At 71.6% G+C, this 20,333-nt stretch carries 18 protein-coding genes; 7 read left to right on the forward strand and 11 right to left on the reverse strand.

Going from position 1 to position 20,333, the window contains the following annotated elements; translation table 11 throughout:
• Positions 1–230: 230 nt before the first annotated feature.
• From QSK30_RS26390 to QSK30_RS26405, 4 genes are all read right to left on the reverse strand, one after another.
• Positions 231–1,748 carry a resuscitation-promoting factor gene (locus QSK30_RS26390; protein WP_285506769.1) on the reverse strand — a complete coding sequence of 506 codons (1,518 nt, stop codon included), beginning with the start codon at positions 1,746–1,748 and terminating at the stop codon, positions 231–233.
• A gap of 298 nt (positions 1,749–2,046) precedes the next feature.
• Positions 2,047–2,898 (reverse strand): TatD family hydrolase, encoded by an 852-nt coding sequence (locus QSK30_RS26395; protein WP_285506771.1) that lies wholly within the window; start codon positions 2,896–2,898, stop codon positions 2,047–2,049.
• Positions 2,895–4,685, reverse strand: coding sequence for a methionine--tRNA ligase (gene metG, locus QSK30_RS26400; protein ID WP_285506773.1), 1,791 nt, complete (start codon positions 4,683–4,685; stop codon positions 2,895–2,897). Before metG ends, QSK30_RS26395 begins: the two co-directional genes overlap by 4 nt.
• A 4-nt stretch (positions 4,686–4,689) precedes the next feature.
• On the reverse strand, positions 4,690–5,934 hold the full coding sequence (locus tag QSK30_RS26405) for an NsdA family TPR-like regulatory protein (RefSeq protein WP_502871888.1): 1,245 nt from the start codon (positions 5,932–5,934) through the stop codon (positions 4,690–4,692).
• Between the two features lie 100 nt (positions 5,935–6,034).
• On the opposite strand from QSK30_RS26405, the gene QSK30_RS26410 reads away from it, so the two are divergent.
• The 3 genes from QSK30_RS26410 (at position 6,035) to QSK30_RS26420 (ending at position 8,420) form a co-directional block, all read left to right on the forward strand.
• Positions 6,035–6,604 (forward strand): PadR family transcriptional regulator, encoded by a 570-nt coding sequence (locus tag QSK30_RS26410; protein ID WP_285506778.1) that lies wholly within the window; start codon positions 6,035–6,037, stop codon positions 6,602–6,604.
• A 75-nt stretch (positions 6,605–6,679) separates the two neighbouring features.
• On the forward strand, positions 6,680–7,663 hold the full coding sequence (locus QSK30_RS26415; protein ID WP_285506780.1) for an ATP-binding cassette domain-containing protein: 984 nt from the start codon (positions 6,680–6,682) through the stop codon (positions 7,661–7,663).
• Positions 7,653–8,420: an ABC transporter permease gene (locus QSK30_RS26420; RefSeq protein WP_285506782.1), complete on the forward strand. Its 768-nt coding sequence runs from the start codon at positions 7,653–7,655 to the stop codon at positions 8,418–8,420. Before QSK30_RS26415 ends, QSK30_RS26420 begins: the two co-directional genes overlap by 11 nt.
• On the opposite strand, the gene QSK30_RS26425 is transcribed toward QSK30_RS26420, so the two are convergent.
• From QSK30_RS26425 to QSK30_RS26440, 4 genes are read right to left on the reverse strand one after another with little or no spacing between them, the layout of a single operon-like run.
• Positions 8,401–9,408, reverse strand: a complete 1,008-nt coding sequence (locus tag QSK30_RS26425) for a glycoside hydrolase family 183 protein (RefSeq protein WP_352231624.1) — start codon at positions 9,406–9,408, stop codon at positions 8,401–8,403. The genes QSK30_RS26420 and QSK30_RS26425 overlap by 20 nt on opposite strands.
• Before the next feature lie 19 nt (positions 9,409–9,427).
• Positions 9,428–10,255, reverse strand: a complete 828-nt coding sequence (gene rsmI / locus QSK30_RS26430; RefSeq protein ID WP_285506784.1) for a 16S rRNA (cytidine(1402)-2'-O)-methyltransferase — start codon at positions 10,253–10,255, stop codon at positions 9,428–9,430.
• On the reverse strand, positions 10,252–11,223 hold the full coding sequence (locus tag QSK30_RS26435; RefSeq protein ID WP_285506786.1) for a hypothetical protein: 972 nt from the start codon (positions 11,221–11,223) through the stop codon (positions 10,252–10,254). Before QSK30_RS26435 ends, rsmI begins: the two co-directional genes overlap by 4 nt.
• 17 nt (positions 11,224–11,240) lie before the next feature.
• On the reverse strand, positions 11,241–12,092 hold the full coding sequence (locus tag QSK30_RS26440; protein WP_285506788.1) for a helix-turn-helix domain-containing protein: 852 nt from the start codon (positions 12,090–12,092) through the stop codon (positions 11,241–11,243).
• Between the two features lie 188 nt (positions 12,093–12,280).
• Between QSK30_RS26440 and QSK30_RS26445 the strand changes: the two genes are divergently transcribed.
• The gene (locus QSK30_RS26445) at positions 12,281–13,849 is read left to right on the forward strand and encodes a dolichyl-phosphate-mannose--protein mannosyltransferase (protein ID WP_502871889.1); all 1,569 of its coding nucleotides are present in this window, start codon (positions 12,281–12,283) and stop codon (positions 13,847–13,849) included.
• Here QSK30_RS26445 and QSK30_RS26450 read toward each other — a convergent pair.
• The gene (locus QSK30_RS26450; RefSeq protein ID WP_285506790.1) at positions 13,800–14,033 is read right to left on the reverse strand and encodes a hypothetical protein; all 234 of its coding nucleotides are present in this window, start codon (positions 14,031–14,033) and stop codon (positions 13,800–13,802) included. The two genes, QSK30_RS26445 and QSK30_RS26450, sit on opposite strands and share 50 nt — an antisense overlap.
• Before the next feature lie 86 nt (positions 14,034–14,119).
• Here QSK30_RS26450 and QSK30_RS26455 point away from each other — a divergent pair, with 86 nt between their 5' ends.
• The 3 genes from QSK30_RS26455 to QSK30_RS26465 are packed head-to-tail and all read left to right on the forward strand — an operon-like array spanning position 14,120 to position 16,768.
• Entirely contained in the window at positions 14,120–15,076 is a 957-nt protein-coding gene (locus QSK30_RS26455; protein WP_285506791.1) for a GlxA family transcriptional regulator, read from the forward strand.
• Positions 15,077–15,102: 26 nt separating this feature from the next.
• The gene (locus QSK30_RS26460) at positions 15,103–15,477 is read left to right on the forward strand and encodes an effector-associated constant component EACC1 (protein ID WP_285506793.1); all 375 of its coding nucleotides are present in this window, start codon (positions 15,103–15,105) and stop codon (positions 15,475–15,477) included.
• Positions 15,464–16,768, forward strand: coding sequence for a caspase family protein (locus QSK30_RS26465; RefSeq protein ID WP_285506795.1), 1,305 nt, complete (start codon positions 15,464–15,466; stop codon positions 16,766–16,768). The genes QSK30_RS26460 and QSK30_RS26465 overlap by 14 nt, the downstream gene beginning before the upstream one ends.
• Here the strand turns inward: QSK30_RS26465 and QSK30_RS26470 are convergent, their stop codons facing one another.
• Positions 16,769–17,716, reverse strand: coding sequence for a hypothetical protein (locus QSK30_RS26470; protein ID WP_285506796.1), 948 nt, complete (start codon positions 17,714–17,716; stop codon positions 16,769–16,771). It lies immediately after the preceding gene.
• Positions 17,717–18,353: 637 nt separating this feature from the next.
• Positions 18,354–20,249, reverse strand: coding sequence for a serine/threonine-protein kinase (locus QSK30_RS26475; protein ID WP_285506798.1), 1,896 nt, complete (start codon positions 20,247–20,249; stop codon positions 18,354–18,356).
• Positions 20,250–20,333: the final 84 nt, after the last annotated feature.

Below are 20,333 nucleotides of genomic sequence, written 5' to 3' on the forward strand. Positions count from 1 at the left end.
GGCTGGGCTGGGCTGGGCTGGGCTGGGCTGGGCTGGGCTGGGCTGGGCTGGGCTGGGCTGGGCTGGGCTGGGCTGGGCTGGGCTGGGCTGGGCTGGGCTGGGCTGGGCTGGGCTGGGCTGGGCTGGGAATTCGTCCGCCCTCCGCACCTCCCCGCAAACGACAAAGGCCACCGGCGCCGGAGGGCGGGGTGGCCTGTCGTGGAGCAGTGGTTGAGCCGTCTAGCGGGTGATCAGGTGGGCAGGCCGAGCTTGCGTGCGCAGGCGGGCCATGCGCTGTAGCCGCCTCGGTCGTCGCGGACCTTGGTGGCGATGGCGATCTGCTGTTCGCGGCTGGCCTGGTGCGGCAGGGGCGCGTAGGCGGTGCCGCCGTAGGCCCGCCAGGTGCCCGCGTCGAACTGGAGGCCGCCGTAGTAGCCGTTGCCGGTGTTGATGGCCCAGTTGCCGGTGGCCTCGCACTGCGCGAGCCGGTCCCAGGCGGAGCCGTCGGTGACCGGGGGGGTCTTCACCGGGTCCGGGACCGGGGGCTTCTTGGTGCCGACCTTGATGATGCGGGGCTTGGGCGCCAGGATCTCCTTGGAGCCGATCTCCTCGCGCTTGGTGACCTTGCCGTTCTTCTCGGTGATCCGGTAGGTCGCGATGCGCTCGCCGGGGACACCGGGCTCGGCGACGGTCTCCTTGCCCTTGTCGGCCTCGGGGTCGTCGACCTTCTGCACCGGCGGGGCGACCGGCTCGGTCTGGTTGATCACCGTGACGCCGGTGCGGCTGATCCGCACCTCGGCACCCGAGACGATCTTCAGGTCGGCGCCGGGGGTGATCGCGTCTTCCGGGCCGAGCGAGAGCTTCAGCTCGGCGAGCAGGTCCTGCACGGTGAGCGCGTTGGTGGTGATCGACCGGGGCGCGCCGCCGCCGTCGAACACGGTGACCGACTTGGCGGTCTTGATCTCGACCGACAGGCCCTCGAGCGGGACCGCGGCCTCGTTGCCGACCGACACCCACGAGCCGTTGACCGGGGCGTTGGCCTGCTTGAGCGCCTCGCCGACGGTGGTGGCGCGCACCCAGGCTTCGCGCTGCTCGCCGTCCACGGTCAGGTGCAGCTGGCGGCCGCGCTGCAGGACGATCTTGCCGTCGTCGCCGATCTCGGCGGTCGGGGAGGGGCTCAGCGAGTCGTGCGACCCGACCGAGATGCCCTCCTCCTCCAGGATCTCGCCCACGGTGTCGGCGTAGGTGTTGACCTGGCGGGCCTGGCCGTCGACGTCGACGGTCACCGTGTTGTTCATCGCGATGGCCGCGGCGCCGCCGCCGACCAGGGTGACCAGTACCGCGGCGATGGTGGCCTTGAGGAAGGTGCCCTTCCAGCGCTTCACCGCGGCGATCAGGCCGGGGGGCTGCTCGTCGGTGACCTTGAGCGGCTGGGGGGACGAGGAGAGCTCGTCGGGGATGACCGGCAGGACGGTGGTCTCGGCGTTGATCAGCCGGATCAGCTCGTCGACGTCGACCCCGGCCGAGGCCATGATCTCGTCGGCCTGCGGGCCCAGCGCGTGCCGGACGTCGTGGTCGGTGATGCTCAGCGAGGACGAGAAACCGGTGTCCTCGAGCTGAAAGGACGGGAACTCCGACTGCCAGGCGGTGAAGTCGTCCGCCTCGCTGTCGATGGTGCCGGTGCCGACCTTGACCGGGGTGAACCAGTCGGTGTCGGCGAAGCTGTCGTGCCCGGGGCGGTCGAAACCGCCGGTCTGTTTACCGCTCACAGGGTCGATTCCTCCAGAAGGCGCGCCCCGGGTGCGCACGCTCTGGGGCCAGCGGTCTCATCGCCACCGTCCCCACTCCCTCGCGTGCGCGCACTGTCGCGCTTTCGTGTGTTCCGACGACCCGCAGCCAGCCACCCCGACGTGTACTGACCTGCTCCGGGCCAACCCCGGACTGGTGTCCCGGGTCGTACGGTCACGGGACAGTAACGAGCCCACGGGTGATCCGCAAACACATCCGGCGATGTCGTGAGTCCTGTCACACCCTCGACGGCGGCTTGCCATCCCCCATTCATCGCAATCATCTACCGTTCGCAAGGTCTGATGTCACGCTCGGCAACCGGAAGACGCGGTCGGCCGTCGCGGACACCGCGGTCGCCAGCTCGGCCACGTCGTCCCCGCGCAGTGCCGCGAGGTCGCGCAGCGTGTACGCGGCGCAGTAGGGCTCGTTCGGCCTGCCGCGGAACGGGTGCGGGGTCAGGAACGGCGCGTCGGTCTCCACCAGCAGCTGCTCGGCGGGGACGAACGCGGCGGCCTCGCGCAGCGGCGCGGCGTTGCGGAAGGTCACCGGGCCCGCGAACGAGAGCACGAAGCCGCGCTCGACGCACGCCTTGGCGAACGCCAGGTCACCGGAGAAGCAGTGGAAGACCACCCGATCGGGGGCGCCCTCCTCGGTCAGGATCCGCAGGATGTCGTCGTGGGCGTCGCGGTCGTGCACCATCAGCGGCTTGCCGACCCGCTTGGCCAGGTCGATGTGCCAGCGGAACGCCGCGTGCTGGGCGGCGGGCGGCGAGTAGTCCCAGTAGTAGTCCAGCCCGGTCTCGCCGACGGCCACCACGCGCGGCTGCCCGGCGAGCGCCTCGACGACCGCCTTGTCCGCGTCGCCGAACTCCGCCGTGCGGGTCGGGTGCACCGCCACCGCGGCGAACACCCGATCGTCCCAAGTGGACGCTTCAGCCGCCCAGCGGGCCGACGCGAGGTCGTCGGCGACGGTGATCACCCGGTCGACACCCGCCGCCTGGGCCCGATCGAGCATTGTGGACACATCGGCGGAATCCTTGGCACCGCAGGCGTCCAGGTGCGTGTGCGCGTCGACCACCGGCGCCGGAAGGCGCTCCGGCACCGGTGGTCGCTCACCCTTGCGCGTGCTCACTTGACGACGGGCGCCCACTCCGGACCGACCTCGCCGAGCTCGGGGTCGAGCTTGGCGAACAGCGGCGTCGGCTTCTCCAGCGGCTTGCCGACCTCGATCTCGGTCGACTCCCAGCGGGCCGCCTCACCCTTGTAGTCACCGGTCAGGATCGGGTACCGGACGCCCTCGTTGTCCAGGTCGTCGACCTCCACCAGCTCCGGCTGCGCGGCCCAGACGCCCTTGCCGCCGAGCAGCTCGTGCACCTGCTGGGCGGAGTGCGGCAGGAACGGCGTGAGCAGCGTGTTCGCGTCCGAGACCACCTGCAGCGCGGTGTGCAGGATGGTGTCGCGCCGCTCCAGGTCGTCCTTGCGCTTCCAGGGCTCCTCGTCGGAGAGGTACTTGTTCGCCGCGCCGACCACCCGCATCGCCTCGGTGGCGGCGGCCTTGAACCGCGAGCGGCGCAGGTTGTCGCCCACCGTGGTGAACGCGGCCTTCGCGAGCGCCTTGAGCTCGGCGTCGGCCGCGGTCGGCGCGGTCGGGCGCGGGATGGCGCCGACGTTCTTGTGCGCCATCGACACCGACCGGTTGACCAGGTTGCCCCACTCGTTGGCCAGCTCGAAGTTGGTCCGGCGGACGAACTCGTCCCAGGTGAAGTCGGTGTCCTGGTTCTCCGGGCCCGCCACCGAGATGAAGTAGCGCAGGGTGTCCGGACCGAAGTCGCGGAGGAAGTCGCGCACGTAGATCACGGTGCCGCGGGAGGTGGAGAACTTCGACCCGCTCATGGTCAGGAACTCGCTGGAGACGACCTCGGTCGGCAGGTTGAGCTTGCCGAACGAGCCGACCTCGCCGCCCTTGTCGCCCGCGCCGTTCTGGCCGAGCAGCAGCGACGGCCAGATCAGCGAGTGGAAGACGATGTTGTCCTTGCCCATGAAGTAGTAGGCCTGGGACGGGTCGGTCCAGAACTGCTTCCAGGCGTCCTTGTCGCCGGTCCGCCGCGCCCACTCGACGCTGGCCGACAGGTAGCCGATCACCGCGTCGAACCAGACGTAGAACCGCTTCATCGGCGCGTCGCGCCAGCCGTCGAGCGGGACCGGGATGCCCCAGTCCAGGTCGCGGGTGATCGCCCGGGGGCGCAGGTCCTCGAGCAGGTTCTGGCTGAACTTGAGCACGTTCGGCCGCCACTCGGTGCGGGTGGACAGCCACGAGCCCAGCGTCTCGGTGAAGCTGGGCAGGTCGAGGAACAGGTGCTCGGTCTCGATGAACTTCGGGACCTCGCCGTTGATCCGCGAGCGCGGGTTCTTCAGGTCGATCGGGTCGAGCTGGTTGCCGCAGTTGTCGCACTGGTCGCCGCGGGCGCCGTCGTAGCCGCAGATCGGGCAGGTGCCCTCGATGTAGCGGTCGGGCAGGGTGCGGCCGGTGGACGGGCTGATCGCGCCCATCTGGGTCTTGGCCTGCACGTAGCCGTTGCGCCACAGCGCGGTGAAGAGGTCTTGGACCACGCGGTAGTGGTTGCCGGTGGTGGTGCGGGTGAACAGGTCGTAGGACAGGCCGAGACCCTGCAGGTCCTCGGCGATGACCCGGTTGTACTTGTCCACCAGCTCGCGGGTGGTCAGGTTCTCCTTGTCGGCCTGCACCGAGATCGGGGTGCCGTGCTCGTCGGTGCCGCTCACCATGAGCACCTGGTGGCCGGACATGCGCATGTAGCGGGAGAAGACGTCCGAGGGGACACCGAATCCGGAGACGTGACCGATATGGCGGGGGCCGTTGGCGTAGGGCCAGGCCACCGCGGTCAGCACGGGGGCGCTCATGGACTCAGCGTACGGAGGTCTCCCAGCGGGTTTTCACAGGAGTACCGAGCCCGCCGATCCGCCGGTCCAACTCAGCCACCCGGGGGTGCCTGGGCAGGCGGCGGCGCAGCACCGCGAGCCGGTCGAAGATCCGCTGGGAGGCCACCGGTTCGGCGATGTCCACGGCCGTGCCCGCGGCGCTGACCGCGGCCTCGAGTTCGCCTTGGGCGAGGTAGGCCATGGCCAGGTCGGTCTGGGCGAAGGCCCGGCTGCGGGTCCGCCACGGGTCGGTGCCGGCCAGCGCCTGCTCGATCATCCCGACGGCGCGGTTCGGGCAGCCGACGTCCCGCAGGCCTTGGCCGAGCTCGCCGTAGAGCTCGGTGCGCGAGTAGTAGCCGAGCCAAGCGGGCTCCCGGGCCGGATCAGTGCGGTCGAACGCGCGGAGAGCGGCGTCGACGGCCGCGGTGGTGGCCGCGCGGTCGCCGAGCAGAGCCAGCCCACGGGCCTCGACGGCGTGGAGCTGGGTGGTGAGGACGGGAGTGGCACCGGCGCCCACCTCCCGCGCCGCACGCACCAGACCAACGGCATGCCGCGCGTTGTGGTGGGCGTCCCGCTCGTCCATCGCCGCTTGGCTGTTCTGCACCGCGAGCCTGCTCGCGTGGGTGAGGACTTCAGCGGCGTAGCGGCGGTCGTCGGCGTGCATGGCGAGGTTGAACGCCTGGACGTAGTACCGCTGGGCCAACGCGTGCCGCCCGACCTCGGCGGCCATCGAACCCGCGAGCCGGGTGGCCTGGGCGACGGCGGAGAACAGGGCGCGACCGGTGTCCTGGGTGTAGTCGCCGTGCAGCGCTCTAGTGGCCTCGCCGTGGACGAACCGGACGACCTGCTCGCGGATCATGCCCCCACCGAGCCGGTTGCCCAGCCGCCGGTAGTGCTCGGCGGTCGAGGTGATCGCCTCCGCATCAGCCATCCCGATGCGGGTGGAGCCCGCGCGGGCAGTCACGAACCGGAGCGGCGGGGCTGTCGGGTGGACCAGCGCGGCAGCGGCCAACAAGGACCCGACCAGGAATCCCCGGCGTTCCACCGTCGGCTCCGACAGGTCTGCCACGACCTCGATCGTCCCACCACCGGTCACCGCCCACCAGCACACGAGCGTCGTCCGCACCGCAACGAGTACCCGCGGGCGAAGTGACACCCCAAGTGACACACCTGACCTCGAGGTGACACACCTAGTCCGCGAGTGACACCGCTGAGACCCCGGTGCCACCATCGATCAAGCAAGTGACACCCCGTGACACGGGGGGCGGGTGCGGGGCCGGCGACCGCCTAGCCTTGGGTCGTCGCCGGTCCAGTGAGCAGGAGGAACACCCATGTCGGCCACGCGGATGCTCGTGCTGGGCGTGGTGCACTGGGCGGGTAAGGCGCACGGCTACCAGATCCGGGCCGAGCTGCTGAGCTGGCGGGCCGACTCCTGGGCCCGGATCAAGCCCGGCTCTCTCTACCACGCCCTGCGCAAGGCCGTGGCCGACGGCCTGCTCGTCGACGAGGTCGAGCAGGGCGACGGGGGTCCCGACCGGACCTCTTTCACCATCACCGAGGCGGGTCGTGAGGAGCTCACGCGGTTGGTGAAGGAGGGGTTGGCGGTCCCGGGCGACCCGTTCATGCTCAACGCCGCGATCTCGATGTTGCCTGCGTTGCGGCGGGCGGACGCGGTCGCCATGCTGCGGCAGCGGATCGACGGGCTCACCGCGCAGCGCGGCGAGCTGCGCCAGTGGCAGGACGGGCCGCCGGGGCTCAAGCCGGAGCACGTGTGCGAGCAGGCCCACCTGTGGCTCGGGCAGCTCGACGCCGACCTCGCCTGGGCCACCGACCTGGTGCGCAGGCTCGGCGAGGGCGCCTACGCGCTCGACGGCGAGCCGGGCAACCGCGAGTTCGCCTGACTATTCAAACTTGACTACACACCTCCCGCGAGCCATGCTGGCTGCGTAGTCAAATTTGAGTAGTGGGGGTACACCATGATCGAGGCACGCGGCCTCGCCCGGACGTTCCGGGCGCGGGGTCGGGCAGTCGAGGCCGTTCGGGGGGTCGACCTCGACGTCGAGGCCGGGGAGCTGGTCGGCTTCCTCGGGCCCAACGGCGCCGGGAAGACGACCACCCTGCGGATGTTGACCACGCTGATCGCGCCGACCAGCGGTCGGGCCACCGTCGCCGGGATCGACCTGGCGAGCGACCCGGTCGGGGTCCGCAGGCGCATCGGGTACGTCCCCCAGGGCGGCGGCGGTCTGCCGGAGGCCCGGGTCGGCGAGGAGGTCGAACTGCAGGGCAGGCTCTACGGACTGTCCAAAGCGGACGCCCGCCGTCGGGGCGCCGCGCTGGCCGAGCGGCTCGACCTCGCCGGGCTGGACCAGCGGCCGATCAAGACGCTCTCCGGTGGTCAGCGGCGCAGGCTCGACATAGCGCTCGGGCTGGTGCACGACCCGGGGCTGGTCTTCCTGGACGAGCCGACGGCCGCGCTCGACCCGCAGAGCCGGGCGAACCTCTGGGCGCACATCCGCGCCCTGCGCGCCGACCACGGCACCACGGTCTTCCTGACCACGCACTACCTCGACGAGGCCGACAGCCTGTGCGACCGCGTCCTGGTGATCGACAACGGCGCCATCGTCGCCCAGGGCAGTCCCGCCGCGCTCAAGGCGCAGGTGTCCGGCGACCTGGTGGCGGTCGGCGTGGCACCGTCCGACCTGGTCAAGACCACCGAGATCGCGAGCCGGGTCGCCGGGGCCGACGAGGTCGCGACCGGCGAGCACACCGTCGAGTTCCGGGTACCGCGCGGCGACGACGCGCTGCCCGAACTCCTGCGCGCCCTCGACGGCGCGGGCATCGGCACCACCTCGCTGCGCGTCCAGCAGCCCACCCTCGACGACGTCTTCCTCACCCTGACCGGCCGCACCCTGCGCGACGCCGAGCAGCCCACCGCCCCGGAGGCCGACCGTGCCGCGTGAGACCTGGCTGATCTTCAGCCGCGCGATGAGCCTGTCCCTGCGCAACCCGGCCTGGATCATGATCGGGCTGTTGCAGCCGGTGCTCTACCTGGTCCTGTTCGGACCGCTGCTGGAGCGGATGACCGAGAGCACCCCGGGCTTCCCGCCGGGCACCTCCTGGCAGATCCTCACCCCGGCGCTGATCATCCAGCTGGCCCTGTTCGGCAGCTCGTTCGTCGGCTTCGGCCTGCTGGCCGAGCTGCGGCTGGGCGCGTTCGAGCGGATGCGGGTGACCCCGGTCAGCCGGACCGCGCTGCTGCTGGGCCGGGTGCTGCGCGACGCGGTGCAGACGGTGGCGCAGGCGTTGTTGATCCTTGTGTTGGCGTTCCTGATGTTTGACCTAAGGGCCTCGGTGGGCGCGGTAGCGCTAACGCTGCTGATGGTGGCGATGCTGTCTCTTGCGCTGTCGTCCTGCTCTTACGCGCTCGCACTGCGACTCAAGAGCGAAGAGGCGTTCCCCGCGATCCTCAACACGGCTCTACTGCCGATCCTGCTCTTGTCCGGCATCGTCATCCCGATCACGCAGGGTCTAGCGCCCGGATGGCTCTACGGGATCTCGCGGTGGAATCCGTTCACCCACGTCGTAGACGCCGAACGGGCCTCTTTCCGCGGGGAGTTCACCACCGACGCGTTGCTCACCGGCTCACTGGTGCTGTTCGCGATGACAGCGCTATCCGTGCTGTGGGGTGTGCGGACGTTCAGCCGGGAGAGCGCGTGAGCTCGTTGCGCACCAGGTAGACGTTGTAGGGCTCCCAGCGCGACATCGCGTAGTGGATCACCGCGCCGTTGGCCGAGTCCGGGTGCAGGAAACCGCCGTACAGACCGGGGAACTCCGCCCCGCTGGTGAGCACCCGCGGCTCGGACCACGGCCCGGTGAGCTCGGGCGCGGTGCGCAGCACGATGGCGGCCCTGGCCTCGTCCAGGTGCACGGCCAGCCACTGTCCGAAGTGGACGTTGTAGACCACCGACAGCTCGGCCACCGGCCCCTGCATGACCGCGACGGCGCGGAACGGGTCGCGCGGGTACCAGCCGGAGCCGGTCCAGTAGTCGTAGGCGTGCGGGTCGAGCACCTGGTCCCTGGCCACCCGGGCCAGGCTCGCCCCGCCCCAGCGGCCGTTGGGCGTGCCGAGCAGGTAGAGGTAGTCCGCGCCGAGGGCGAAGGCACCCATCTGGAACGGGTGGTCGTGCTCGGCGCGGTTGATCCAACGGGACCGTTCCGGCTTCTCCCAGGTGGCGCCGCCGTCGGTGGACACAGCGATCCCCGCGTAGTTGGTGACCCACCTGCCCTGCGTTCCCCAGGCGCGCACGGACATGTAGTGCAGGTAGTGCGTGCCGTCGATCGCCACACCCGCGCACGGGATGACGGTCTCCTCGTCGCGGCGGGGGTCGCGGTCGAGGATCTGCCGGGCGTGGCCGTCGTCGCGCGCGACCACCGAGGCGATGCGCAGCCCGGTGTCGAGGTCGCGGTCGGCGGCGATGGCCAGGAAGTTGCACCGCCAGTCGCTGCCGTGGCTCGGGCCCGCGCCGTTGCCGCACCAGCCCTGCCCGTAGGTGTCACCGAAGACGACGAACGTGCGACCGGTCTCGTCGTCCCACATGATGCCCAGGTCGGTGGCGTGCACGCCGTACTTGTCGGCGGTGCCGTTGATCGACTCGTGGCCGGTGATCTGCGCGACCAGCCGGGCGGGTCCGACCGAGATCTCCAAGCTGACCACTCCGCGTGGCTCAGGCGCGGCTCACCGCGGCGTCGTACAGGGTCTTCTTGCTCACGCCCGTGGCGGCGGCCACCTCCGCGGCGGCGTCCTTGAGCCGGGTGCCCTCGGCCGCCAGCGCGCGGACCCGGCCCACCAGGGTGTCCAGGTCGAGCGTGCGCGGCTCGGCCCCGGCCAGCACGACCGTGATCTCCCCGCGTACACCCTCATGTGCCCACTCGGCGAGCTCGGCAAGCGTCCCGCGCTTGACCTCTTCGTAGGACTTGGTCAACTCCCGGCAGACGGCGGCGCGCCGCTCGCCGCCGAGCACCTCGACCGCGTCGGCCAGGAAGTCCGCGATCCGGTGCGGCGCCTCGAACAGCACCGCGGTGCGCGGCTCGTCGACCAGCACCGCCAACCACTTCCGCCGCTCCCCCTGCTTGCGCGGGGCGAAGCCCTCGAAGCAGAACCGGTCGCACGGCAGCCCGGACAGCGCCAGCGCGGTGGTCACCGCGGACGGGCCGGGCAGGCAGGTGATCGGCAGGTCGGCCTCGACACAAGCGGTGACCAGCCGGAACCCGGGATCGGACACGCTGGGCATGCCCGCGTCGGTGACCAGCAGCACGGTCTGCCCCGCCTCGATCGCCTCGACCAGCCCGGGCGCGCGGGACGCCTCGACGGCGTCGTAGAAGCTCACAACCTTTCCGGTGAGCGTCACCCCGAGCGCGGCAGCCAGGTTGCGGGTGCGGCGGGTGTCCTCGGCGGCGATCACATCAGCCGACCCGAGCGCCTCGACCAGGCGGGCGGAGGCGTCGCCGATCTCGCCCAACGGGGTCGCGGCCAACACCAAGCGCCCGCTCACCGCGCCACCAGCGGGGCGATCTCGGAGGCCCGCCAGTCGGTGAAGTACGCGTGCAAGCGCACCACCCGGGCGGTGCCGCGCTTGCGCAGTCGGGCCACCACCCTGGGGCGGGTGCCCTCGCCCGCCTCGATCAGCGCTTCGGTGAACCACAGCTCGGCCCGGCCGAACGACCGGGTGCGCACCTCGGCCAAGTCGGCCCAGCGCAAGGTGATCCGCACACCGTTGCGGTCGATCGACAGGCCGTCGGCGGCGACGGTCATCGGCTGCGAGCGGAGCAGGTAGGAGAACAGGGCGGCCATCCCGACCGTCATGGCGGCCAGCCCCGAGGCCGACTGGTGGAACGGCGCGCCCGCGCCGACGTAGATCAGGTAGACGACCAGCCAGCCGATGACGACGCCGACCGCCGTCGCGGGCACCGCCAGACCGAGGACATAGGCCCAGCGCGGCCGGTAGACGAGCGGTGCTGCCACCGGGGGAGCGTATCCGGCCCGGTGCGGCCGGCAGCGCTCACCGGGGATCAGCGCGAAGACCTCGGACGTGCGCCAGTCGGCGAAGTAGGGGTGCAGCCGCACCGCGCGGTGGAGCCCCCGGCGACGAGCCTGCCGCACCGCCCACGCGCCGTCGCCGTTGGCCGGCTCCACCAGGCCGCGGGTGAACCACAGCTCCACCCGGCCGAACGAGCGCGTGCGCGCCTCGGCGAAGTCCGCCCAGCGCAGGGTGATCCGCACCCCGTCGCGGGTGATCACCAAGCCGTCGGGGCCGACCGCCATCGGCCGCGACCGGAACGAGTGGCCGAGCAGGACCGACATCCCGACCACCAGCGCGAGACCCCCGATCGACCCGCCGACCGGCCGGTCCAGGACGAGCAGGACCACGCCCCAGGTGAACGCCACGGTCGGCGCCGAGACCAGCAGCGCCGAGACGACCACGTGGGTCCAGCGCGGCCGGTGGAGGTGCGGTTGTGGCACCGGCGGAGCGTATCCGGCTATGAACCGAGGTCGGCCAGCTCCGCGATGAAGGCCGCCGAGTCGCGCAGCGGCAGCGCCGTGGTGGCGATGCGCTCCCACGCCCGCCGGTGGGTGATCACCGCGATGTCGTCGTCGAGGAAGAGGCTGCGGGTGCGGTGTTCGGTGTGCACCAGGGCTTGGTCCTGGGGGAAGTCCATGATCAGGAAGGCCCCCTCCAGGCCCGGGTGCGCGCCCGCCGCCTGCGGCACGACCTGGACCAGCACGTGCGGCTTGCGGATGGCCTCCACCAGGTGCCGCAACTGCCCCGCCGCCACCGCGGGCCCGCCGACCGGCAGCCGCAGCGCCGCCTCGCCCAGCAGCACGTGCAGGGTGGGCGGGCAGTCGCGGCTCAGGATGCCCTGGCGGGCCAGCCGGGCGGCCACCTTGCTGTCCAACTCGGCCTCGCCGGGCGGTTGCGGGGCGGTGTCGCGGATGGCGGCCCGGGCGTACTCGGCGGTCTGCAGCAGCCCCGGCACGAGGGTCGGGTGGTGCTCGCGCAGGCTGATCGCCTTGGACTCCCAGTCGATCAGCGTCTGCCACTGCTCCGGCAGGCCGCGGCCGTGCACCTGCACCCAGCCCGGCTCGGCCGCCCGGCGCACCAGGTCGAGGATCTCCTCCTGCCGCGGCTCGGGCACCCGGTAGAGCCCGAGCATCGCCTCCACGTCGCGCAGCCGCAGCCCGCTGGTGCCGGTCTCGACCCGGCTCACCTTGGCCTGCGACAGCCCGAGCCGCGCGCCGACCTCCCCGGTGGTGAAGCCCGCTTGCTTGCGCAGCCTGCGCAGCTCACCGGCGACCTGTCGCGACCTGATGGTCGGCCGTCCAGGTGGCACCCCGCACCCCGTCCGCTCAGCGCCGGCGCCCCCGTGCGCCGCCGGCTATATGATCTCTTGTACCCGCCCTGAGCTGGGCAAACAACTACACGATCAGTTGATAGCGGGCGGTGGGCGACATACCGGTTCACCACTATCCGGAAGTTCCCGACGCGGATCGCACACCTGGCACCCTACGATCTCCCCCCGTGAGCGCCCTCGTAGTCGACGACGAGGCCAGCCGGGCACCGTCACCCGAACCGGTGACACCGGCGGCCGATCCCACCGACGTCGCGCGCACGCGCCTGCTGGGCAAGCCGATGCCCGCCGACCGGCTGCGCGGCTGGCTGGTCACCGCGGTGATCGGCGTGCTGGCGGCCGTGGTCCGGTTCCAGAACCTCGGCTTCCCGACCGACCAGGGCACCCCGGTCTTCGACGAGAAGCACTACGTCCCGCAGGCGTGGCAGATGCTGCGCAACGGCGGGTTCGAGGACAACCCGGGCTTCGAGCTGACCGTGCACCCGCCGCTGGGCAAGTCGCTGATCGCGATCGGCGAGTTCCTCTTCGGCTACAGCGGCTGGGGCTGGCGGTTCACCGCCGCGCTGGCCGGGACGCTGATGGTCGTCCTGGTCGTGCGGATCGCCCGCAGGCTCACCCGCTCGACCCTGCTCGGCGGGGTCGCGGGCGTGCTGCTGATCGCCGACGGCGTCTCGCACCTGCAGTCGCGGATGGGGATGCTCGACATCTTCCACGCCGCGCTCGTGCTCGCCGCGTTCGCCTGCGTGCTGCTCGACCGCGACCAGGTCCGCGACCGGCTGTGGATCGCGGTGTCCGAGGGCTGGATCAACGACTCCCCTTATGGCCCGCGGCTCGGCGTCCGCTGGTGGCGGCTCGCGGGCGGGGTCCTGCTGGGACTGTCCTGCGGCGTCAAGTGGTCCGGGCTGTACTTCATGGCGGGCTACGGCCTGCTGACCATCCTGTTCGACGTCACCGCGCGGCGCTCGGCCGGTGTGCGCAGGCCGTGGCTGGGTACCGCGTTCCGCGACCTGCTGCCCGGTCTGTGGGCGTTCGTCGGGGTCGCGCTGCTGGCCTACCTGGCCACCTGGTGGGCCTGGTTCGGCAGCGAGACCGGCATCGACCGGCACCTGGTGGAGACCACCGGCGGCGACCCGATCTCGATCATCAAGGGCGCCCTCGGCTCGCTGTGGGGCTACACCGACAAGGTGCTCGACTTCCACTCGAGCCTGGTGACCAAGCCGGACCAGCAGCACCCGTGGGAGTCCAAGCCCTGGGTGTGGCCGATGAGCCTGCGCCCGATGCTCTACTACTACGACGGTTCCACCCTCGGCTGCGGCGAGAGCAAGTGCGTCTCGGCCACCATGCTGATCGGCACGCCCGCGCTGTGGTGGCTCTCGCTGCCGGTGCTGGCCTGGAGCCTGTGGCGGATGTTCGCCCGGCTGGACTGGCGCTACGCGGCGGTGGTCGCGGGCTACGCCGCCGGGTACCTGCCCTGGTTCACCATGCTCGACCGGCAGATGTACTTCTTCTACGCCACCCCGATGGCGGCCTTCCTGGTGCTGGGCATCACGCTGTGCCTGGGGCACCTGCTGGGCACCCCCGAGGACGGGCCGGAACGCCGTCGTACCGGCCTGCTCGCGGTGGCCCTCTACGTGGGCCTGGTGGTGGCCAACTTCCTCTGGCTGTGGCCGATCCTCAACGGCGACTCGATCACCGAGTGGCGCTGGCAGGCCGAACTGTGGTTGCCGTCCTGGCGCTGACCCGCTCGACGCGGGTGGCCCGCCGGTCGGCCACCCGCAGCTCGGCGGTGACCCGGACGAGGTCGCGGTCCTCGACGTCAGTGGACCCGGCCAGCCGGGTGGTCGGGCGGTCGGCGGTGTGGTTGCGGTCCAGCCCGTAGACGAGCAGGGCCAGCAGGGCGACGAGGACGAATGCGGTAGTCATGGCACTAAGTTTGCGATGGCGGATTTACTGCCAACAGTGGCAGTTCTGACCTTGTCCCACAAAATCCTGCCAGCTACGCTAGCGGCATGCTGAAGACCGTGGCGGCCGTGCTCATCGACGGTGTGGCGCCCTTCGAGTTCGGTGTGCTGTGCGAGGTGTTCGGCATCGACCGGACCGACGACGGCGTGCCGCTGGTGGAACTGCGCGTCTGCGGCGAGCACCCCGGTGAGCCGGTGAACGCGCAAGTCGGCGTGGCGATCACCCCACCGCTCGGGCTCGACGCCCTGGTCGGTGCCGACCTCGTCGCGGTGCCCGCCGCCTACATCCGCGACGAGTACCCGCCCGCGGTGCTGGCCGCGTTGCGCGAGGCGAGCGCGCGCGGGGCCACGCTCCTCTCGGAGTGCAGCGGGGCCTTCATCCTGGGCGCCGCGGGTCTGCTCGACGGCCGGGCCTGCACGACGCACTGGCGGCACGCGGCCGAGTTCGCCGCCCGCTTCCCCGCCGCCCGGCTCAACCCGGACGTGCTCTTCGTCGACGACGGCGACATCGTCACCAGCGCGGGCACCGCCTCGGGCATCGACGCCTGCCTGCACGTGGTGCGCCGCGAACTGGGCTCGGCGGCGGCCACCGCCATCGCCCGCCGGATGGTCGTGCCGCCGCAGCGCGACGGCGGCCAGCGCCAGTTCGTCGACCTGCCGATCCCCGAGTGCACCAGCGACAGCCTGCAGCCGGTGCTGGCCTGGATGCTGGAGACGCTGGCCGAGGAGCACAGCGTGGCCGCGCTGGCCCAGCGGGCCAGGATGTCCGAGCGCAGCTTCGCCAGGCACTTCGTCGCCGAGACCGGGACCACACCGCACAAGTGGCTATCCGCGCAGCGGATCCTGCACGCCCGCAGGCTGCTGGAGCAGACCCCGATGAGCGTCGACGAGGTCGCCCGCCGGTGCGGGTTCGGCAGCGGCGCGCTGCTGCGCCACCACTTCCAGAAGATCGTCGGGGTGGCGCCGAAGGACTACCGCCGGACCTTCGCGAGTCAGACCGCGTAGGACGATCTCCCCGGTAGGTTCTCCCCATGGACGTAGAGGTGGCGGCGGCCGACGAATCCGGCGAGGCGATCACGGCGCTGTTCGACTGGCTGCGCCACGAGGACGAGCTGCGCGGCCGGGTCCGGATGCGCCAGGCGGCGCCGCGCGAGGACGAGATGGGCTCGCCCTGGGACGCCCTGACCGTGGCGGTCAGCGGCGGCGGCGCGCTCACCGTGCTGCTCGCCTCGATCGGCACCTGGCTGCGCACCCGCCGCTCGGACGTCAAGCTGGACCTGGCCATCGGCAAGAACTCGCTGTCGCTGGACAGCAAGCGGATCAAGGCCGACCCGGAGAGCCTGCGGCTGCTCATCGAGGCCGCCGTCAAAGCCATGCACGAGGAAGACCAGGATGCGGCTGGCTGACCCGCACCGGTCACGGGCGATCCTGGTCGGCAGCGCGCACTACGACGACCCCGCCCTGCCCGACCTGCCGTCCGTGCGCAACAACGTCGAGGACCTGCGGGCGGTGCTCACCGACCCGGCCTTGGGTGGGCTGGACCCGGCGTCCTGCCACGTGCTGCACGACCACACCTCCAGCGGCACCTCCCAGATCGAGCGGATCGCCCGGACAGCCGAGGACCTGCTGCTGATCTACTTCAGCGGCCACAGCCTGCTCGACGACAGTGGCCGACTCCGGCTGGCGATGCGCGACACCGAGCTGGAGTACCCGAACTACAACGTCTGGAGCACCGAACAGCTGCGCTCGGCCATGCTCAGCAGCCCAGCCAAAGTGCAGGTGCTCATCGTCGACAGCTGCTACTCCGAGCGGGTACTGGGCCAGGTCAACGTGCTCGGACTCACCGACGCCCAGTTCGAGGTGCAGGGCGCCTACACACTCGCCTCCGCACCCAGCGACCTGGCGGCGCTGGCCCCCAAGGGCGAACGGCACACCGCCTTCACCGGGGAACTGATCAGCGTGCTGCGCGGCGGCGTCCCCGACGGCAACGGCCTGCTGTCCATGCACACCCTCTACCGCGAACTCGACCGCAGACTGCGCAGCCGCAACCTGCCCGCGCCCAAGCAGATCAACAGCCGCACCGCCGACGCGTTCGCCCTCGTCCGCAACGTGGCCGCGGCGCCCGAGCGGCAGGCGGAGACCAACTGGCTGGCGCTGCGCTCCCGGGTGCTCGACGCGGCCCTGGACCTCGACGACCGGCTGGCCGCGATCGACGGCCTGGTCGCCCAAGCGGCCGTGCGGGACGTGGCGGTGGAGCTGAAGTCGTTGGCCGCCAACGGAACCCTGCCGGTGCTGCTCCGGGTGCACTGCGTGCACCGGATCGGTCGGGCCCTGGGCGACGAGCCCGCCGCGACGGCCCTGGCCACCCTGCTCGACCACGGCGACGCGGCCGCGGGCTGGCGCGCCCTGCGCCACTTCACCGACCTGCTGGCCGACCAGGAGGCCTGGTACCGCGAGCTCTCGCCCGCCTGGGACATCGACCCGGTGCTGCGGTCGGCCGACCCGGACCACCTGTGGGGCCTGCTGCTGGCGATGAGCCTGGCCGCGGCCGGTATACCGATGATGCTCAGGGGCAAGGCTGTGCGGGAGCTGACCGCGCTCGGCCGGACGGCGCTGGCGGCGGCACTGGCGAACGGGCTGGCGCGCGAACGCCGGATCGCCACGACTGTGCGGAAGTACTACCTGGCCCAGGCCTGATCACCAGTTGTGCGGGAGCAGCCGGTACGCCTGGTCGGGACGGGTCGCGAGGTCTGCGAGGTAGCTCGCCAGCCGCAGCTCCGGGCGCTCGAGGACCGGCTGCCGAGTGATGCGCCAAGCGAGCCGGTAGGCCACGGCGGCGGCGGTGCAGGCGGCGACCATGAGCACGGCCACCGGCAGCGACCACCAGCCGGAGACCCGCCCGCTGAGCAGGGCGATCAACGCGAACGTCGCCGCACCACCGCAGGCCGCGGCGCCGAGCAGCACCGCGTCGGCCCCGGTCCGCCCGCGGAAGGCGAGCGGGGTGACCGCGAAGCACCCGAACGCGGCGACCCCACCGAGCAGGACCGACAACCAGGCGGCGGGATCGGTGGTGATCACCGAGGTCAGCGCCGCGATGGCGACGGTGAGCCCACCGCCCGCCAACAGCTCGCGGTAGTCGAGGGTGTCGTCGTCGGGGATGACGGCCAAGGTCGCGCCCGCCGGGATGAGCGTGGCCGAGACGATGTCGAGCACCGGGTCCAGCCAGAGCCCCAGGTCGAGGCTGAGCCCGACCACGACCCCGGCCACCCCCAGGGCGGCGACCAGGCCGCCCGCCCAGACCATGCCCTGCTCCTCGGCCAGCAGCACCAACCCGACGGCGAGCGCGCCCAACACCCCGAGGACCACGATCCCGAGGCCGGTCCAGAGCACGTAGGGGCGCACCCCCGGCGGCAGCCAGGGGTGGATCAACTCGCTGAGCGCCAGCCCGCAGACCGCCAACCCCCAGAACGCGAACCCCCATTCCTCGGTGGCGTCGACCAGGAGGAGCAGCACCCCGACGGCGATCACCGCGATGGCGGCGCCGATGACGTAGGAGGTGATGTTTGCGGGGATCTTGACGAACCGGTCGGCGAACAGGGCCAGGACGCCGACTAGCGCGATCAGCAGCCCTCTACCGGCCAACACGCCACCTCCTGGCTGCTTCTTACCGCTCGCGGTCTCGCTTGCCCAGTGCTTTCTTGCTTTCGGGCTGCGTCTTTGGGCTGCCCTGTGGCGTCCCCGTCGCTCTTGGTGTCCCGTTGCTCTTCTGGTGTCTCGTCGTCTGGGGTGCCGCGGGTAGAGCGGTGGGCTCGATCTGGTGGACTGCCTTTGCGTGGGGCCCCTAGGGACCCTGCGTGGGGAAAAAGCGTGGGGTGAAGGGCATCCCCACGCACGGCAAGTTTGCAGGGTCCCCCACCCCACACAAAGGCAGTCCACCAGATCGAGCAGTGTCCGTCGGGGGCCGGCGGTACCAGCGGGGTCGGCTTTCTTCAAGAACAGGGCGCGAAAACGACGGTGGCTGGGGACAGGGGGTCGGGGCTGGCGGGTGGGGCAGAACAGGACTGGGCGGAGTGAGGCCGAGCGGGGCCGAGCTGAGCCGAACCGGGCTCGGCCAGGCGGGCCGAGCTGCGCTGGGCCGAACCGAGCTGGGCCGAACCGGGCCAGGCTCTGCTGGACCGGGCTTCTCTCTGGAGCAGCGCAGGGTGGGCGACCTTGCGGATGGAGCGAAAGCTCTGCGGGGGGCGGGGCAGCAGGCTTTGGTGGAGCGGTGCTGTGGTCGCGACTACCGCATGGGGCGGGTTCGGTCTTCGGCTTCGATGTCCTTGCGGCGCACGATTTGGGTGACCGGGCCGGTCTCGGTGTGGCCTTCTCGGGCCAGCCAGTCGCTCAGTTCCCGGGCCACCGTTCGCAGTGTCGGCCTGCGGGCGGGTTCGCCGTCCAGTGATGCCATCAGGAGTCGTCGGTGGGCGCTGCGGCCGGGGAGTTCGGAGAGGGGTTCGCCCTTGGCCGCTGCCATCAGGGCGGCCATGGCGTTGTCCCGGGTGCCGCGTGGTGGCTTGCCGGTGAGCGCGTAGCTGACCGTCGCCGCCAACTGCCAGGCGTCGGAGGCTGGGGTGGCGTTGGCGCCCGCCGCCGTCTCGGAAGCGAGGAAGTCGGGGGTGCCGACCATCATGCCGGTGGCGGTCAGCGTGGAGTCGCCCTTGGAGCGGGCGATGCCGAAGTCGATCAGGTGCGCGTTGCCGTCCGGGTCGATGATGATGTTGGACGGTTTCACGTCGCGGTGCAGGACGCCCTTGGCGTGGGCGGCGGAGAGGGCGCCCGCCATGGTGATCCACAGCCGGGCGACGGCGACGTCGTCGAGTGGGCCGCCGGTGGTGACCCGGTCGGCCAGCGGCTGGCCCTCGATGTACTCCATCACCAGGCCCAGGCCGTCGGGCTCGGAGACGATGTCGTACACCCGCACGCAGTTCGGGTGGTGCACGGCGGCCAGGGCCCGGGCCTCGCGGAGCATCCGCTCCTCGGTCTCGGCGTCGGGGGCGTGCGCCATCTTCACCGCGACCGTGCGGTCGAGCTGGGTGTCGACGGCGAGCCACACCGTGCCGAAGCCGCCCTGGCCGAGGGCGCGGACGCGGCGGAAGCGGCTGCCGGACGGCTTGATCGGCGGGGCCTGCGGGGTGGCGCCGCGCGGGCTGAACGGCAGCGGGCCGGGGTCGGCGGCGAGCCGGGCGAGGGCGGCGCGGTCGGGTTCGGGCTCCCGCAGGGTCGGGTTGACCGGGGGCGGCGGGACGTACGGCGGCGGTTTGCGCACCGGCGGGGGCGGGGGCTTCTGCTGCACCGGGGGTGGCGGCACGTACTTGGGGATCTGCTGCTGCGGAGGCGGCGGCTTGTACGGCTGCGACTGCGGGTGCTGGGCTTGCGGGTGCTGGGTCTGCGGGTGCTGCTGGGGCGGCGGCGGGCCGCTCGGCTCCGGCTGCTGGTAGCTGCGCTGGATCACCGACCAGGCGGGCGGGCCGATCACGTACACCGGCACCAGGCCCAGGATGCTGATCGGCAGGAAGCCCATCCACAGGTGCGCCGCGGTGTTCGCCTCGACCGGCAGGCTCAGCAGCGCCATCAGCGCGAACGGGATCCACACCAGCCTGCTCGGCCACTTGGGCCCGCGGCGCATCGCGGCCCTGGCCTGCAGCAGCACGAACAGCAGGCACACCGCGGGCAGCACGACCAGGCCGCCGAGCCGCAGGAGGTACATCGGCCAGGTCTCGTACGGGTGGAAGAGCACCTCGTAGCCGGTGGCCCGGCCGCCCAGGTACTCGTTCTGCGGGCCGACCCAGCAGTGGCCCTCCATGAACGAGCGCACCTCGGCCGCGCTGAAGCCGACCGGCTCGCCGTTGAACACGCCGCGGTAGACGCTGCTGATGCCGTTGAACAGCAGGAACGGCATCAGGAACGCGGCGAAGGCGCCGACCGCGCCGAACCCGATCAGGGTGGCCAGGTTGTAGGTGTTGCCGGTGATCTTGCGGACCAGCGCGATGATCACTGTCGCCAGCACCGGCAGCAGCGCGATCAGCGCACCGGCGGTGCTCGTCGCCCAGACCCAGTCACCGGGGCAGATCCCGGGACCGAAGATGCTGTGCGCGAAGGACAGCAGTGAAGCAGCGAGCTCCAGCACCGCGTCCACCAGCTCCTCTCTCCATCGACCCGACCACCAATGAGACCAGGTGGCGAGCACCCGGTTCCAGGGTATGTCGAGCTGTGACCGAAA

The sequence above is a fragment of the Actinokineospora sp. NBRC 105648 genome, from assembly GCF_030269645.1.
Taxonomy (GTDB): domain Bacteria; phylum Actinomycetota; class Actinomycetes; order Mycobacteriales; family Pseudonocardiaceae; genus Actinokineospora.

Excerpts from the sequence above, each read along its gene's own strand:
- metG (WP_285506773.1), bottom strand. The coding sequence starts at position 4,685 with ATGAGCGCCCCCGTGCTGACCGCGGTGGCCTGGCCCTACGCCAACGGC.
- QSK30_RS26405 (WP_502871888.1), bottom strand. The coding sequence starts at position 5,934 with ATGGTGGCACCGGGGTCTCAGCGGTGTCACTCGCGGACTAGGTGTGTC.
- QSK30_RS26410 (WP_285506778.1), top strand. The coding sequence starts at position 6,035 with ATGTCGGCCACGCGGATGCTCGTGCTGGGCGTGGTGCACTGGGCGGGT.
- QSK30_RS26415 (WP_285506780.1), top strand. The coding sequence starts at position 6,680 with ATGATCGAGGCACGCGGCCTCGCCCGGACGTTCCGGGCGCGGGGTCGG.
- QSK30_RS26450 (WP_285506790.1), bottom strand. The coding sequence starts at position 14,033 with ATGACTACCGCATTCGTCCTCGTCGCCCTGCTGGCCCTGCTCGTCTAC.
- QSK30_RS26455 (WP_285506791.1), top strand. The coding sequence starts at position 14,120 with ATGCTGAAGACCGTGGCGGCCGTGCTCATCGACGGTGTGGCGCCCTTC.
- QSK30_RS26460 (WP_285506793.1), top strand. The coding sequence starts at position 15,103 with ATGGACGTAGAGGTGGCGGCGGCCGACGAATCCGGCGAGGCGATCACG.
- QSK30_RS26465 (WP_285506795.1), top strand. The coding sequence starts at position 15,464 with ATGCGGCTGGCTGACCCGCACCGGTCACGGGCGATCCTGGTCGGCAGC.